Origin of the sequence: Methylocystis sp. MJC1, assembly GCF_026427715.1 — a bacterium.
Taxonomy (GTDB): domain Bacteria; phylum Pseudomonadota; class Alphaproteobacteria; order Rhizobiales; family Beijerinckiaceae; genus Methylocystis.
The window spans coordinates 1,454,854-1,468,525 of sequence record NZ_CP107558.1; the positions used below are offsets into that span (position 1 = coordinate 1,454,854).

General features: G+C 64.0%; 14 protein-coding genes. 5 read left to right on the top strand and 9 right to left on the bottom strand.

The genetic code is table 11. The features are described from left to right. Window positions 1-85: 85 nt before the first annotated feature. The 5 genes from OGR47_RS06955 to OGR47_RS06975 form a co-directional block, all read right to left on the bottom strand. A complete protein-coding gene (locus tag OGR47_RS06955) occupies window positions 86-331 on the bottom strand; it encodes a type II toxin-antitoxin system Phd/YefM family antitoxin (protein ID WP_165048196.1) in 246 nt (81 codons plus the stop codon). Window positions 332-476: 145 nt separating this feature from the next. Continuing rightward, the gene (locus OGR47_RS06960; RefSeq protein ID WP_165048199.1) at window positions 477-965 is read right to left on the bottom strand and encodes a GNAT family N-acetyltransferase; all 489 of its coding nucleotides are present in this window, start codon (window positions 963-965) and stop codon (window positions 477-479) included. Between the two features lie 9 nt (window positions 966-974). Next, on the bottom strand, window positions 975-1,790 hold the full coding sequence (tsaB, locus tag OGR47_RS06965) for a tRNA (adenosine(37)-N6)-threonylcarbamoyltransferase complex dimerization subunit type 1 TsaB (RefSeq protein WP_246729528.1): 816 nt from the start codon (window positions 1,788-1,790) through the stop codon (window positions 975-977). 63 nt (window positions 1,791-1,853) lie between these two features. After that, window positions 1,854-2,414 carry a NifU family protein gene (locus tag OGR47_RS06970; RefSeq protein ID WP_165048202.1) on the bottom strand — a complete coding sequence of 187 codons (561 nt, stop codon included), beginning with the start codon at window positions 2,412-2,414 and terminating at the stop codon, window positions 1,854-1,856. A gap of 96 nt (window positions 2,415-2,510) precedes the next feature. After that, window positions 2,511-2,744, bottom strand: a complete 234-nt coding sequence (locus OGR47_RS06975; RefSeq protein ID WP_165048204.1) for a hypothetical protein — start codon at window positions 2,742-2,744, stop codon at window positions 2,511-2,513. A 78-nt stretch (window positions 2,745-2,822) separates the two neighbouring features. Here OGR47_RS06975 and OGR47_RS06980 point away from each other — a divergent pair, with 78 nt between their 5' ends. Beyond that, window positions 2,823-3,221 (top strand): nuclear transport factor 2 family protein, encoded by a 399-nt coding sequence (locus OGR47_RS06980; protein ID WP_165048206.1) that lies wholly within the window; start codon window positions 2,823-2,825, stop codon window positions 3,219-3,221. 19 nt (window positions 3,222-3,240) lie between these two features. On the opposite strand, the gene OGR47_RS06985 is transcribed toward OGR47_RS06980, so the two are convergent. Continuing rightward, window positions 3,241-4,080 (bottom strand): RNA methyltransferase, encoded by an 840-nt coding sequence (locus OGR47_RS06985; protein ID WP_165048208.1) that lies wholly within the window; start codon window positions 4,078-4,080, stop codon window positions 3,241-3,243. Window positions 4,081-4,369: 289 nt separating this feature from the next. Next, window positions 4,370-5,701, bottom strand: a complete 1,332-nt coding sequence (locus OGR47_RS06990) for a pilus assembly protein (RefSeq protein ID WP_165048210.1) — start codon at window positions 5,699-5,701, stop codon at window positions 4,370-4,372. Window positions 5,702-5,983: 282 nt separating this feature from the next. Here OGR47_RS06990 and OGR47_RS06995 point away from each other — a divergent pair, with 282 nt between their 5' ends. Both OGR47_RS06995 and dksA read left to right on the top strand, forming a co-directional pair. Next, entirely contained in the window at window positions 5,984-7,195 is a 1,212-nt protein-coding gene (locus tag OGR47_RS06995; protein WP_165048212.1) for an NADP-dependent isocitrate dehydrogenase, read from the top strand. A gap of 125 nt (window positions 7,196-7,320) precedes the next feature. Beyond that, the gene (gene dksA, locus OGR47_RS07000) at window positions 7,321-7,737 is read left to right on the top strand and encodes an RNA polymerase-binding protein DksA (RefSeq protein WP_165048214.1); all 417 of its coding nucleotides are present in this window, start codon (window positions 7,321-7,323) and stop codon (window positions 7,735-7,737) included. Window positions 7,738-7,803: 66 nt separating this feature from the next. Here the strand turns inward: dksA and OGR47_RS07005 are convergent, their stop codons facing one another. Then, complete coding sequence (locus OGR47_RS07005; protein WP_165048217.1) at window positions 7,804-8,685, bottom strand: flagellar biosynthetic protein FliO; 882 nt, start codon at window positions 8,683-8,685, stop codon at window positions 7,804-7,806. A gap of 300 nt (window positions 8,686-8,985) precedes the next feature. Here OGR47_RS07005 and cckA point away from each other — a divergent pair, with 300 nt between their 5' ends. Both cckA and OGR47_RS07015 read left to right on the top strand, forming a co-directional pair. Then, window positions 8,986-11,505 carry a cell cycle histidine kinase CckA gene (gene cckA, locus OGR47_RS07010; protein WP_165048220.1) on the top strand — a complete coding sequence of 840 codons (2,520 nt, stop codon included), beginning with the start codon at window positions 8,986-8,988 and terminating at the stop codon, window positions 11,503-11,505. Between the two features lie 227 nt (window positions 11,506-11,732). Further along, window positions 11,733-12,440, top strand: a complete 708-nt coding sequence (locus tag OGR47_RS07015) for a GyrI-like domain-containing protein (RefSeq protein WP_246729529.1) — start codon at window positions 11,733-11,735, stop codon at window positions 12,438-12,440. On the opposite strand, the gene OGR47_RS07020 is transcribed toward OGR47_RS07015, so the two are convergent. Beyond that, window positions 12,385-13,629, bottom strand: a complete 1,245-nt coding sequence (locus OGR47_RS07020) for a DUF2865 domain-containing protein (protein ID WP_246729530.1) — start codon at window positions 13,627-13,629, stop codon at window positions 12,385-12,387. The genes OGR47_RS07015 and OGR47_RS07020 overlap by 56 nt on opposite strands. Between the last annotated feature and the right edge of the window lie 43 nt (window positions 13,630-13,672).

Genomic DNA, 13,672 nt, shown 5'->3' on the forward strand with positions numbered 1-13,672 from the left:
ACTCTTTCTTGCAAGTCGCATTATAGGCGTTTTTCCGAGGGCCGCCGACTCGAATTATTTCTGGTCCAGTTTGAGAGCGAACGTCTCACTCTTCGCCCGCGAACATGCCCTCAATCTCCGAGGCGCCCATAGTATCGAAGTCGTCGGGGACTGAAATTCTCCCGCCGAGAAAACCGAGCCGCCGAACCTTCTTCTTCTCGGGCGCGTCGAGCGCGGTCACTTTCACCATCGGCTTTCCAGCTTTGGCGATAACGAAGGGCTCTCCCTTCGCCGCTTCCTCGACGAGGCGTGAAAGCTGCTTTTTGGCCTCTTGGATGTCGACAATACGCATGGGGTCGAGCCTAGCCGGCTTGGTTGTATTAGGCTACGGCGGGCGATCAAGGTGAGCCATCTGGCGTTATTATCCCACCCGACCCCGCTTACGCGGGGCCACCCTCCCCGTAAAGGGGAGGGATAAGCTCATTCCCGGCGCTCTCTCACATCTCCAGTCTCAAATTCACCGCTGCGCGCTTTGTCCCGTCGGCACGCAGGTAATAATTCTGCCGCCGGCCAATCTCCTTGAACCCGAAGCGGTAATAGAGCTTCAGCGCCGCCTCGTTGTCGTCCGCGACTTCCAGAAACACCAGTCGCGCTCCGCCGCGCTCCAGATTTTCCAGATGCTTATCGAGGATCCTGCGGCCGAGCCCGACGCTGCGCCGCGCCGGGTCGACGGCGAAGGTCAGCACTTCGGAGTCCGGGGGCAGCAGGCGCGATAGGATAAAGCCGCCGAGCCTGCTTCTGAGGCCCTCGGTCACGGCGCCGTCGGCGATGACGTTGGGGTCGGTGAGATAGCTCTCGAAGTCGATCTTGGACCAGCCGAAGGCGAAGGAGGCGCCGTGCAGGGCCTCGCATTCTTCCGCGCGCTCGGCGCCGATGGGCTGAACGACAAAGGTCGGCTTGGCAAAAAAAGAAGCGATCAGGCTCATGGGTGGATTCTAGGCCTGCGCGGGCGCGGAGGCGAGCTTTTCGGAGGGAGTGATTGTTTGTGCGCTGCTTTCGGGCGCGGTCTCGGCGAGGGCGGTGGGTGGCGCGACGGCGGCCTCGGCCGGCGCGGGGGGGGGCTCGGGCGCCGGCGCAGCCTCCTGCGGCTTGCCGGCGATCGTTACGTCGGGCTCCTTGAGGTAGAGCGGCTTCGCGGGCGCGGTTTCCGGCTTGGCGGCGAGGCCGAGGCGAGCGACGAATTCGATGTCGGGCGCGGCCTGTTCGCTCACGATCTTCACCGCCAGACCGCGCGCGCGGGCTTCCTTGGCGAGAAGCTCGGCCCCGGAGCCGATCAAAAGCAGTGGCCCGTCGCCCAGCGCGCGAAGCGCCTCATGCGCGCCAGCGCGGCGAGGCGTCAGCAGGGCGCGGCCGTCCGGGCCAAAGGCCGCGACAAAGACCTTGCCATGGCGTGCGTCGATCGCCGCCGCGATCACGCTGTCGGCTGCGTCGAGAATGAGCGGCGCCGCCAGCGCGGCCAGCGTCGAGACGCCGACCACCTCGGCCTTGCAGGCAAGCGCAATCGCCTGCCCGGCGGCGAGCCCGATGCGAATGCCAGTGAAGGAGCCGGGCCCCACGGCGACGGCGACGCGGTCGATGGTGGAGAAGCCGCCCTCCACCTTGCCCATGACCCGCTCGATGAGCGGCATGATCGCTTCCGCGTGACCGCGCTCCATGGCGATGGTCTCGGAAGCGATAGGCTGCTCCGCGTCGTGGTCGAGCACGCAGGCTGAAACGGCGGGCAGGGCGGTGTCGATCGCAAGGATTCGCATGAGGGGATTATGACCCTTTTGAGGGCGCGATCAATAAAGAGGCGCGCGAATCCCGCGCGGGCCTTAAGCCGGCTCCACCGCCTTCACCTGCGGCACGAAATGGCGCAGCAGGTTTTCGATGCCGTTTCGCAGCGTCGCGGTCGAGGAGGGGCAGCCCGAGCAGGCGCCTTTCATGCCGAGATAGACGACACCGTCGCGAAAGCCGCGGAAGACGATGTCGCCGCCGTCGCCGGCCACCGCCGGGCGCACGCGGGTCTCGATCAGCTCCTTGATGGTCGCCACCGTCTCGGCGTCCGCCGGGTCGTAGAACTCGCCGCCATGGTCGGCCACAGCCGAGCCGCCGTCGGTGAAGAGCGGCGCGCCGGAGGCGAAATGCTCCATGATCGTGCCGAGGATCGCAGGCTTGAGATGCGCCCAATCGGCCTCGTTCTTGGTGACGGAGACGAAGTCGCCCCCGTACATCACCGCCTCGACGCCGTCGATCGCGAGCAGCGCCTGCGCCAGCGGCGCGTTGGCGGCCGCCTCGCGCGAACGAAACTCCATGGCGCCCTGGCCAAGGACATTTTGGCCGGGCAGGAATTTCAGCGTGGCGGGGTTCGGGGTGGCTTCGGTCTGGATGAACATTGCTGGGCTCCTGCGCCCGGTTCAAGGCCGGGGCTCTGGCGCGGGCTTTAGCACAGTTTGGGCTTGCCGCGATACGGTCGCCTTTTACGTGGGGTTTCAGTCCTCTGGCTGGGAGTCCCCGCGCCGCGCGCGCCAGCGATTGAGGGCGACGACCGACCACACGCCCTCGACGAAACCGAACGGCCAGGCGCCCTGCAGAAAGCCGTAGATCGAGCCGAGCGCGCAGGAGGCAGAAAAGCCCAGCACGAACCAGTGACTGCGCTCTTCCAGCGCATAAGTGAGCAGCATGGCGCTCACTGCGAAAAGGCCGAAGAGGCTCAGAGCGTCCATAGGCCTCCTTTGGTCCTGCAACGCTGCGCTTTGGCCAAGCATATTGCGTCCGACGCGTAAATCCACCACTCTGCGCGCATGGACGAAGACGCCCTTCTCGCCGCGGACGCTGCCTACTACCGCGCCTTCGCCGCCCGCGACCTTCCCGCCATGGAGGCGATCTGGGCGGAGGAGGGCGTGAGTTGCGTGCATCCCGGCTGGCCGGCGCTCGTCGGCCGGACGCCGGTCATCGCCTCCTATCGCGATATTTTCAAAAATCCCACGCAGGACGCCGTGACGGCGCGCGAGGAAAAGGTCTTGATCGAGGGCTTCGACGGCAGAGTGTTCTGCATCGAGGAGGTCGGCGGCGGGATATTATTGGCCACCAACTGGTTTCGCGCGATCGAGGGCAAATGGCGGCTCCTGCATCATCAGGCGAGCCCGCTCGCCGTCGCGCCGACCGCGCCGTCACGAGGACCGAAGCCGTCGTTTCATTGACGCATAGCTTGGAGGCGAATCAGGGCTTTTCCCCCTCTGCCTCTTCGAGCTTCTTGCGCCGCCACACCTTCTTGGGATCGCGTCGCGGGCCTTCGACCAGCCGCACCACCAAGCCCCAGAGCGTGCGCACGTCCTGCTGGGTGAGGCCCATGCGGTGGAACATATTGCGCAGGTTTCGCGACATCACCGGCTTCTTGTCCAATGGACGGAAGAAGCCGCGCTTGTCGAGCTCCTCTTCGAGGAAATCGAAAAAGGCCAGCGTCATCTCGCGAGTCGCCGGCGGCGAGCGCTCCTCGACCTCGTAAGGCAAAGCGTCACCATAGGCGGCGCGGAACCATTCGTAGCCGACGAGCAACACCGATTGCGCAAGATTGAGCGAAGCGTAGGCGGGGTTGACCGGGAAGGTCAGTATGGCGTCAGCGAGCGCCACATCGTCATTGTCGAGCCCCGTGCGCTCGGGGCCGAAGAGCACGCCATGTTTCTCTCCGGCCGCGACGCGCGCGGCCGTATCGGCGAGGGCTTTACCGGGTGGGAGCACCGGCTTCATCTGCCCGCGTCCGCGCGCGGTAGCGGCATAAACAAAATTGAGGTCGGCGATCGCCTCGCGGGTCGAGTCGTAGAGCTTGGCGCTTTCGAGCAGATGGGTGGCGCCGGCGGCGGCGGCGTAGGCGCCCTTGCGATAGGCGCCGGTGCGCGGCCAGCCCTCGCGGGGCGACACCAGGCGCAGATCCGAGAGGCCGAAATTGGCCATGGCGCGGGCGCACATGCCAATGTTCACGGCAAGCTGCGGGCGCACCAATATAATGGCCGGCCCGCCCGTCAGCGCCGGCTTGCTATGATCCGTCCCCGCTCCAACCAATTCCCGTTCCTCTTGCAAAGAAACCGCTAATTAGGCGGAAGCGGCGCGCGGGGGAAGGGGTCACATCACGGGGCCGCTGACGAGACCCCTTCGGGGCCTATCGCGCGGCGCCCCAGCCGATCTTTCTCAACTGTCGTGTCTCTCGTGCGTCACGATGCAAGCCGTCTGGCGAAGGGCAATGCAGAAGCGCAGCTGCCGACCGCGACAGAGGGGACGGTGCTAACGGGCGGCTAGTAGCACGGAAAACGCCGCGACCTTGACAACTTTACTGTAAACGAGGCCGCCGCCGCTAATTCGTCAGTCGAAGCTTGGACGCCGCCAGCGCCTTGTTGAAGAGCTGCTGCATGCCCTTTTGGATGTCGCCGGGATTGGACGCCGTGAAGAAATAGTCGGGCGTCGCGCATTCCTGGAGATTGGGCGCGATATTGCTCGCGAAGGGACCGATGAGCTTGTCATACTGCTCGGTTCCGATGAAAGGCACATAGGTCGTGTAGACCACGGCGACGATGGCGTTCTTCTGTTTCAGCGCCGTGCAAGCCCCGTGCGGAAAGGCGCCGGTGTTTGCCTTGGTCATCGATTTCGGCCACCAGGAGAGCGGCTTTCCATAGGGCGCGGACATTCCCTGCCAACCCGTATAAATGCCGTCGTCCACGCCATCGGTCACAATGAAGATGATCTCCTGGGGCGTTGTCGCCTTTTGCCCGTTCCCGTTTGCGGAAACTTTGCTGTTGATCCATTGAATGGCGTCATTTGTCTGCGTGCCGTCGTCGGTTGTTAGCAAATCGAGCGCCTTGACGGCCGAGGCGACTTTGTTGAGGTCCGTCGTCAGGTCGACGAGCGTTGCGACCTGATTATTGAAGGCATGGGCGGCCATCTGGATATGGGTGCGGGCGTTGGACGCGGTCACCGTCTTGGCCGTGGCGATCAGAGCCGTGGTTGCATCCCGCAATTCGTCGATGCGGAAGCGAATGCCCTGCGCCTTGGGCTGGTCGTAATAGGTCGAAGACCAGCCTTGCGTGTGACAGCCGAAAGCGCAGCCCGTCAGGTTCTGCATTCGGGAGATGTCGTCCGCCGTGGCGCCGATGCCCATCGACATGGACCGGTCGAGCAGAAGGCGGACATTGAGATAAATTTGGCTTCCCAGCGAAATATTCGACGTCACCGTTCCGCCGACGGGGATCGACGCGAAGCCAATGAGCCCGGTCATGGCGGCGGGCGATTGCGCCGAATAGGCCACTGTCGCCGACCAGGAGCCGTTGTTGTTGGCCAGCGTGACGCTGCTGGACCGACCGGAGCTGGCGAAGGCGGAATCTGCGGCAAAGAACCTGAGGCCGGCGGCCTGGCCGGCTTTCATAATGTTGTCCGGCGTGCATGAGCCGGTCGTGGAGCTCTTCGCCATGCAATCGGCTTCCTGGAGCGCGGCCGCCTTCACGGCGGCGAGCGCGGCAGTATCCGCGAGCCGGGTAAAGCGCGTCCGCATCGTGGAGGCGCGGGTGTAGTCGATCGTGGCCCCGACAATCATGACGAGGGGGATCAAAGACAGGGCGAAGAGCAGGGCGACAGACCCGCGCTCGTCAGCCTGAAAGCCGGCGCTCGTCCAATGGAAACCTTTATCTTTCACGCCTTCCAACTCCGCCAATGGAAAACCGCGGGCAAAGTGAAAGGTAGACGTTGAGCTTTCCTTTATAGATTAGGCGTGTGGCGCAGTTGATGCTTGGCGGACGTCGCGCAAAGTCGGAGAAAGGGGCGGGTTTTCAAGGCGTTGGTGGCTAACGACACTGTTGCGCGCCTCTTTTGCCCATAGTTTACAGCCTATTCCTCGAAATCCGCACGTCCCAGGCGCCGCTTTCCCTGGCCTCGAGCCAAGGATATAAGGCGCGCGCAGCTTGAGGATCGATTAGACATGCAAAAGATCAAGGTGGCCAATCCAGTCGTCGAGCTCGACGGCGACGAAATGACTCGCATCATCTGGGCCTTCATCAAGGACAAGCTGATCCGCCCCTACCTGGACATCGACCTTCTCTACTACGATCTCTCGATCCAGAGTCGCGACGCCACCAACGATCAAATCACGATCGACGCAGCCAACGCCATCAAGCAGCATGGCGTGGGCGTGAAATGCGCGACAATTACGCCCGATGAAGCGCGCGTGAAGGAATTCGGCCTCAAGGAAATGTGGAAATCGCCGAACGGCACCATCCGCAATATCCTAGGCGGCGTCATCTTCCGCGAACCGATCATTTGCAGCAATGTGCCGCGCCTCGTGCCGCATTGGACGCAGCCGATCGTCGTCGGCCGTCACGCATTCGGCGATCAATATCGCGCCACCGATTTCAAAGTGCCGGGCAAGGGCCGTCTCACCATCAAATTCGAGGGCGATGACGGTCAGACCATCGAGAAGGAAGTTTTCAAATTCCCCAGCGCCGGCGTCGCGTTGTCGATGTACAACGTCGACGAGTCGATCCTGGAATTCGCCCGCGCGACGTTCAATTACGGCCTGCAGCGCAAATTCCCTGTCTATCTCTCGACCAAGAACACGATCCTCAAGGCCTATGACGGCCGCTTCAAGGACATCTTCCAGGATGTCTATGAGACGGAGTTCAAGTCGCAGTTCGAGACGCTGGGGCTTTGGTACGAGCATCGCTTGATCGACGACATGGTGGCCTCGGCGCTGAAATGGGCGGGCGGCTATATTTGGGCCTGTAAAAACTACGATGGCGACGTGCAGTCCGACATTGTCGCGCAAGGCTTCGGCTCGCTCGGCCTCATGACCAGCGTGCTGATGTCGCCCGACGGTAAGACGGTCGAGGCGGAAGCCGCTCACGGAACGGTGACGCGCCATTACCGCGAGCACCAGAAGGGCCATGAGACGTCGACGAATTCGATCGCTTCGATTTTCGCCTGGACCCGCGGCCTCGCTCACCGCGCCAAGCTCGACGGCAATGAGGAACTCGCGCGCTTTTCGCAAACGCTCGAAGACGTTTGCGTGAAGACGGTTGAATCCGGCTTTATGACGAAGGATCTCGCGCTTCTCGTCGGCCATCACCAAAGCTGGCTGTCGACCACGGGATTCCTCGACAAAGTGGACGAGAACCTGCGCAAGGCGATGGGATAATCAATCGTCATCCGCCGCTGAGCGTCTTAGAGCGACTCGGCGGCGGCACGCATAAGTGAGATTGTAAGTGTCACGCGCCGCGTCTATATAGGCGCGCCAACGGTCCAACGAGGGGATTCCCGGCCATGTCGGTGGAGCTGGACGAAGCCTATAAACCTTCCGACGACGAGCCTTTCATGTGCGATCGGCAGCGCGAATATTTTCGTCGCAAGCTGCTTGCGTGGAAAGAAGATATTCTCCAGGAAAGCCGCGAGACATTGGCGGCGCTTCAAAACGAGAATGAAAACCACCCCGACCTCGCCGATCGCGCCTCCTCTGAGACGGATCGAGCGATCGAGCTTCGCGCCCGCGACCGGCAGAGAAAGCTGATCGCCAAGATCGACGCCGCGCTCGGGCGTCTCGACGATGGCACTTACGGCTATTGCGAGGAGACGGGGGAGCCGATCTCCTTGAAGCGGCTCGATGCGCGACCGATCGCGACGCTCTCAATCGAGGCGCAGGAGCGCCATGAAAGACGCGAAAAGGTCTATCGCGACGATTAAAAAAGAGGGCGGGATCTCTCCAAGAAATTTAAAAAGGGCGTCGCCGGTTGGCGACGCCCTTCTTTTTTATTCTTTCTCGGGCCGGCCGAGCAGGCGGGCCATTTCGGCTTCGAGCGATTCCAGCGGATCGACCTCTGCTGCCGCCGGCGGCGGAGGCGGGGCGGGCTGGGGGGCCGACGGTCGTGTCGGGCCCGGCGGCGGCGCTGGCGGAGGAGCCGGCGGCCGGGCTTGGGCCGGAGCCGGCGGCGCGGGAGGCGCAGCTGGCGGCTCGGCCGGGGCCTGCGCGGCAGGCGGCGGCGGGGGAGCCGGCGGCGCGGCAGGCCTTGGCGCGGGCGACGGGACCTCGGTCTTCGGCTGAATCAGGCGCTGGGTGCGCGCCAGGAAAGGGGGAGTCGCGGGGCGCGGCGGGGCGCCTGGGCGCGGCGGCGGCGCCGGAGGAGGCGCAGCAGGGCGCGGCGGCGCTGCAGTCGGCCCGGCGAGCGGCGGCGCGGGCGTGGGCTCCGGCGGCTTAGACGGGGCCGGCGCGAAGAGGTCCGGCGGCAGATTGAGAGGCGCCGGGGCGGCAGGCTTCGGAATCGGTCCGGGCGCGGGTTCGCCCTGAGGGCCAGGCGGCCAGGCCGTAGCTGGCGCCTGAGCGCGCGCTTCCGCAGGCGCACGGGCGGGGACAACTTCGGCGCGCGCGATCGATCCTTCGACCAGAAGGTCGTTGGGTCCGCCGATCAGCAGCAGATGCTCGGTGTTGTCGCGACGGACGATGACGAGCTGACGCTCACGATCGAGGTCGAACACGTCGACGACGTCGAGGCGCCTGGGTCCCTTCTTTGCCGCATCGGAGCGAATCTTTCGTCCAAACAGCAGACGGAAGATATAAAGCACCAGAAGCGCGGCGATGAGGAACGCCACGATTGCTCCGAGAACCGGTAGCAGTTGTGAGAATCTGTCTTGCATGAACCGCAGGTCTCTCTTCGAACGCGCTGAACCTTGCCAAATTAACAGCTTTTCTGGCAAGCGGGCCCAAAAGGTTAATCAATGGTTAACGCTTATTTGGACGAAAACCGAAATTGCCCGACGCGCGGTTGCCATCTTGCATGCGCGCCGCCATTCTTGCACACGATTCTAAAAGACTTCGCAAACTTGGCAATTTTGTCGGCGCCGCTCCACGCACGCCTTCGTTAACCATATTCTGACATGCAGACCGAATCGTACCGCGAGCAGGCTCCCGCGGGCGTCATGGGCGGGGCGTACAGGATGAGCGAGAGGGCAGCGTCGTCTGCATTTGATCGAAGCGAGCGGCCGGGGAGCGCCGGGCTCGTGCTGACGTTCGCTATCGCGATCCTGACTGTCTTGGCCGGCTATTTTCTTGCGCCGGCGGCCATGGCGCCGCGGCTGGTCATGCTGGCGCTGGCGCTCTTCGGCGTCGCGGGCGTGTTTTCGCTTTTCGCTTATGCGGTGGGGCTCATACAGTTCTCGTCCCGCATTCCACGCAACGACATTACCAAGCTCATCGCCGATACGACGACCGAGGGTCTTGTCGTCACCAAGGGCGATATGCAGATCGTCTACGCCAACGAAGCTTATATGGAGCTCTGCGGCGCCCGCGACGCTTCAGGCTTGCAAGCCGTCGAACGGCTTTTTTCGGGCCCGCCGGAAGTTTCCGAAGCGATATATCGGCTGGCGCAGGCCGCGCGTACCGGAAGAGCGCATGTCGAGGATCTGCGTTTGTCGCCGCCGCTCACGGGCGCCGGGGCTGTCGGCTGGTATCGCATCAAGGTGCGCCCCTTGCCGGAGGCCGGCCAGCGCGCGACTCTGTGGGGCGTCGCGGATGTCACGAGCGAGCGGCAGCGGCAGGAGGGCGTGTTCCAGGAGCTGCAGCACGCCATCGACTTCCTCGACCACGCGCCAGCGGGCTTTTTCTCGTCCACTCCGGACGGCGCCGTCTCTTATATGAATAAGACGCTCGCCGGTTGGCTCGGCTATGACCTCACCCAGGTGGGTTCGGGAGGCGCAAGTCTTTCCGCGATCGTCGCCAATAGCGGCGCGGCCTTGCTGGCGGCCGTCTCGGGCTCGCCCGGAGAGGTGCGCACCGAGCAGATCGATCTCGATCTGCGCTGCCGGAACGGCCGCTCCTTGCCGGTGCGGCTCCTTCACCAGGTGGCTTTCGGCCAGGACGGCGTCGCCGGACCCTCGCGGACGCTCGTCCTCAATCGCACGGCCGGCGAAAAGCCGGAGGAGGGGCTGCGCGCCGCCGAGGTGCGTTTCGCGCGCTTCTTCAATTCGACGCCCATGGCCATCGCGACGCTCGACGCGCAAGGCCGCGTGCTCGACTCCAACGCCGCCTTCGCCAAGCTCCTCCCCAAGGCGGCGCTTCACGGCAAGGAAGGCTGGTCGCTGCTCGCCGGCCTCTCGGAGAGTGACGCGCAGGCCTTGCGCAAGGCGATCGAGGAGGCGGTCGAAGGCAAGAGCGACGTCAAGCCGGTCAATGTGTCCTTCGAGGAAGGGGCCGGCCCGCGCTCGGCGCGCTTCTTCGCGTCGCTCGCGGAGGATTCAGGCCAGAAGGGCGCGACCATCTATGCGCTCGACACGAGCGAGCAGCGCAAGCTGCAGGAGGAATTTGCCCAATCGCAGAAGATGAACGCCGTCGGCCAGCTCGCGGGCGGCATCGCGCATGACTTCAACAACATGCTGACGGCGATCATCGGCTATTCCGATCTTCTGCTCTCGAGCCATCGGCCGACCGACCCCGCCTTCCGCGATATTCGGCAGATCAAGGAGACGGCGAATCGCGCCGCCGGCCTGACGCGCCAGTTGCTCGCCTTCTCGCGCCGCCAGACCCTGCGTCCGCAGGTGCTCCAGCTCGGCGACGCCTTGTCCGAGCTGCAGAATCTGCTGCGCCGAATCGTCGGCGAGAAGAATGAGCTCGATCTGCGCCAGGGGCGCGATTTGTGGTTCGTGAAGGCTGACCTCACCCAATTCGAGCAGGTCGTCATCAATCTCGTCGTCAACGCCCGCGACGCAATGGCGGAAACGGGCGGCCGGGTGCAAATCCGCACCCGCAACGTCACAAAGGACGACTGCGCCAGCTTCAGTGAGATTCATCTCGTTCCAGCGGATTATGTGCTGGTCGAGGTCGAGGACACGGGCTGCGGCATTCCGCCCGAGGTGATGGAGAAGATTTTCGAGCCCTTCTTCACCACCAAGGAGGTCGGCAAGGGCACGGGTCTTGGCCTCTCGACGGTCTTCGGCATCGTCAAACAATCGGGCGGCTTCATCTTCGCGCGGAGCGAAGTGGGCAAGGGGACGGTCTTCCGCATCTTCATGCCGCGCTACATCCCTGACGAGAAGGAAGCGCCGAAATCAGAAGCCGAGGCCCCCAAGGCCACGGCTGATTATACGGGGCAGGGGGTGATCCTCCTGGTCGAGGACGAGGACGCCGTGCGCTCCATCGGCGCGCGCTCACTCAAGTCGCGCGGCTTCACCGTGCTCGAGGCTGCAACCGGCCTCGAGGCGCTGGAGGTTGTCGAGGAGGTCGGCGGCAAGATCGACCTCATCGTCTCGGACGTGGTCATGCCGGAGATGGACGGACCGGCCATGTTCGCCGAATTGCGCAAGCGCGGCGTCACCGCCAAGGTGATATTTGTCTCGGGATATGCGGAGGAGGCCTTCGCCAAGAATTTGCCGGAAGGCGATTTCGGCTTCCTGCCGAAGCCCTTCTCGATCAAGCAGCTCATCGAGACGGTGAAAACGCATATGGCGTCGCAGGGCGGATAGGCGCTATTCGACGTGGGCGCCGTCCGAGTTCTGGCGGCTCTTGGCGGGGGGCGTCATTCCCGAGGGCCAAAGGCCCAATCCAAAGTCGCCACCGCCGTCATTGCGAGGGGCAAAGCGACGAAGCAATCCAGAGCCACGTCACGGACCTGGATTGCTTCGCTTCGCTCGCAATGACGGCGCTGGTTTTGTTCTGGATTCCAGATCGCTCGCTCAAGCGAGCGCCGGGAATGACGATACCCGGCTTGCAGCACCAAACGACCAATGTCCTCAAAGCTATGTTTTCGAGCATGATGAAGATCGATTTCAAAAAGGCGTTCCCCTCGCTCTACCGCGCCCCGACGGACCGCTTTGCGCTCGTCGAGGTTCCGCCTATGCGTTTCGTTATGGTCGACGGCGCCGGCGATCCCAATGCGGCGCCCTCCTACAAGCAGGCCATCGAATGGCTTTTCTCGGTGAGCTACGCGATGAAATTCTCGGCGAAGGCGTCGCTTGAGAAAGACTATGTCGTGCTGCCGCTGGAGGGTTTGTGGTGGTCCGACGATCCCGACGATTTCGTCGCGCGCCATAAGGATCGTTGGCGCTGGACGATGATGGTCATGGCGCCCGACTTCCTCGACCAAGCCATGTTTCTTGCGGCGGTCGAAAAGGCGGAAAAGAAGCTCGGCGCGCCGCCTGATAGCCTGCGCCTGGAATTATATGACGACGATGAAGGGCCGACGCTCGCGCGGCTTCATCACGAGGAAATGCCGTCGCGAGGGTTTGTCTTCGCGGGCAAGCATCACGAAATCTATCTCAGCGACGCGCGCAAGACCGAGCCCACGAAACTGCGGACGATTCTCCGGCAGCCTGTCAGCCGGATGTCGCAGTCCGACGTGCGCCCTACAACGTCGGCGCCACAACGCGCACCCGCCGCTTCACGCCATCGGGACCGATGATGTCTCGGAAGACCTCGGGCCCGCCGGTCGTAACGCTTCCCTCTGCGCCACGCAGGCCGGCGCTGGCCTCTGCGGGCCCGGGCGGCAAGGAAAGCGCCGGCTTTTTCGCGCGCGGATCGCCTGGCAGAATTGGTCGCGACAGTTGCTCAGCCTGTTCGGCCGTGACCATCTGATCCTTCTTGTTGCGTTCGGCGAGAATGCGTTCGGCCTCGGCCAGCGCCTCCGTCCAGCTCTGGCCCTTGGGCTTGCAGCCGCAGGAGGCGTCGTAGTTCTTCTCGAACTTGTGGGCGTTGGGAAGATCCGCATAGGCCTCGCCGTCGATGGAGATCGCCGACTCGAGACCTTTCCCTTGCGACTGCGTATAGAGCTTGGCCTCGGTTCCCGGACACATGGCCTTGCAGAGCGTGTTGAGGTCGTCGAGCTGCCCGCTTCTGGCCGAATAGGTGATCGGGAAGAAGCCGCCGTCGCAAGTCCGCACACAGATCGCCATGGGGCCGCCCTGCGGGCGCCCATCGGCCATCTGTCCCTCTCCGTCGTAGTTGGGGTCGAGCGTCTCGTAGCCTGGTTCGACAGGCGCCTCTCGATAACCGGCCCCCGGCTCGGGCTGCCGGACCCCGAAAAGCTCCTCGAAGAAGCTCTTGGGCTCGGGTTCGCGCGCCGCCACGCGTTGGTTGCGGCAGTCGACTTCGTAGCGCGCCATGAGCGCCTGTCTTTGGCTGTCGTCGGCGGCGCCTTGCTCATAGGCGGCGATGCTGCCCTGCAAGGAGCTGAGCCGTGCGCTGATCGGCGAGCATTGCGCCGGCGGCGGGTTGCCGAAGAACAGGAATTGCTCGCGGTCGCAGCCCATGGCGCGGCCCTTGGCGGCGAGGCGGGCATATTCGCCCCGCTGCTTGGCGGCGGCGGCGCGATAGCGGGCGGCCATGCCCTCGGCGCCCGCCTTGGCGATCTGGGCGCGTAGATCCGTGCAATAGGCGCTTTCGGCGCGCGCGCTCCCGCCGGGCAAGAAGAGGAGGGCACCGAGCGCCAAGGCAAGGAAAATGCGGGTAGTCGTCGGCCCCAAGGTCGGCCTCATCTCGTGCTCCGGCTGCCGGCCCGGCGCGACAATGGTCGTCAAGCGCCCAAGCTTAAGAATCGCGGGCGGCTCGAGCATATCCGCTTTTTCGCGCCGCCGATCAATCTTACGGGGCATTCTCCCCGTCGGTCGAAGGATCTTTCGTCCTTCGAGACGCCGC

What these genes read in the sequence shown, in the direction of transcription:
- OGR47_RS06955 (WP_165048196.1), bottom strand. Translation starts at nt 331, where the DNA reads ATGCGTATTGTCGACATCCAAGAGGCCAAAAAGCAGCTTTCACGCCTC.
- OGR47_RS06960 (WP_165048199.1), bottom strand. Translation starts at nt 965, where the DNA reads ATGAGCCTGATCGCTTCTTTTTTTGCCAAGCCGACCTTTGTCGTTCAG.
- tsaB (WP_246729528.1), bottom strand. Translation starts at nt 1,790, where the DNA reads ATGCGAATCCTTGCGATCGACACCGCCCTGCCCGCCGTTTCAGCCTGC.
- OGR47_RS06970 (WP_165048202.1), bottom strand. Translation starts at nt 2,414, where the DNA reads ATGTTCATCCAGACCGAAGCCACCCCGAACCCCGCCACGCTGAAATTC.
- OGR47_RS06975 (WP_165048204.1), bottom strand. Translation starts at nt 2,744, where the DNA reads ATGGACGCTCTGAGCCTCTTCGGCCTTTTCGCAGTGAGCGCCATGCTG.
- OGR47_RS06980 (WP_165048206.1), top strand. Translation starts at nt 2,823, where the DNA reads ATGGACGAAGACGCCCTTCTCGCCGCGGACGCTGCCTACTACCGCGCC.
- OGR47_RS06995 (WP_165048212.1), top strand. Translation starts at nt 5,984, where the DNA reads ATGCAAAAGATCAAGGTGGCCAATCCAGTCGTCGAGCTCGACGGCGAC.
- dksA (WP_165048214.1), top strand. Translation starts at nt 7,321, where the DNA reads ATGTCGGTGGAGCTGGACGAAGCCTATAAACCTTCCGACGACGAGCCT.
- OGR47_RS07005 (WP_165048217.1), bottom strand. Translation starts at nt 8,685, where the DNA reads ATGCAAGACAGATTCTCACAACTGCTACCGGTTCTCGGAGCAATCGTG.
- cckA (WP_165048220.1), top strand. Translation starts at nt 8,986, where the DNA reads ATGAGCGAGAGGGCAGCGTCGTCTGCATTTGATCGAAGCGAGCGGCCG.
- OGR47_RS07015 (WP_246729529.1), top strand. Translation starts at nt 11,733, where the DNA reads ATGACGATACCCGGCTTGCAGCACCAAACGACCAATGTCCTCAAAGCT.
- OGR47_RS07020 (WP_246729530.1), bottom strand. Translation starts at nt 13,629, where the DNA reads ATGCCCCGTAAGATTGATCGGCGGCGCGAAAAAGCGGATATGCTCGAG.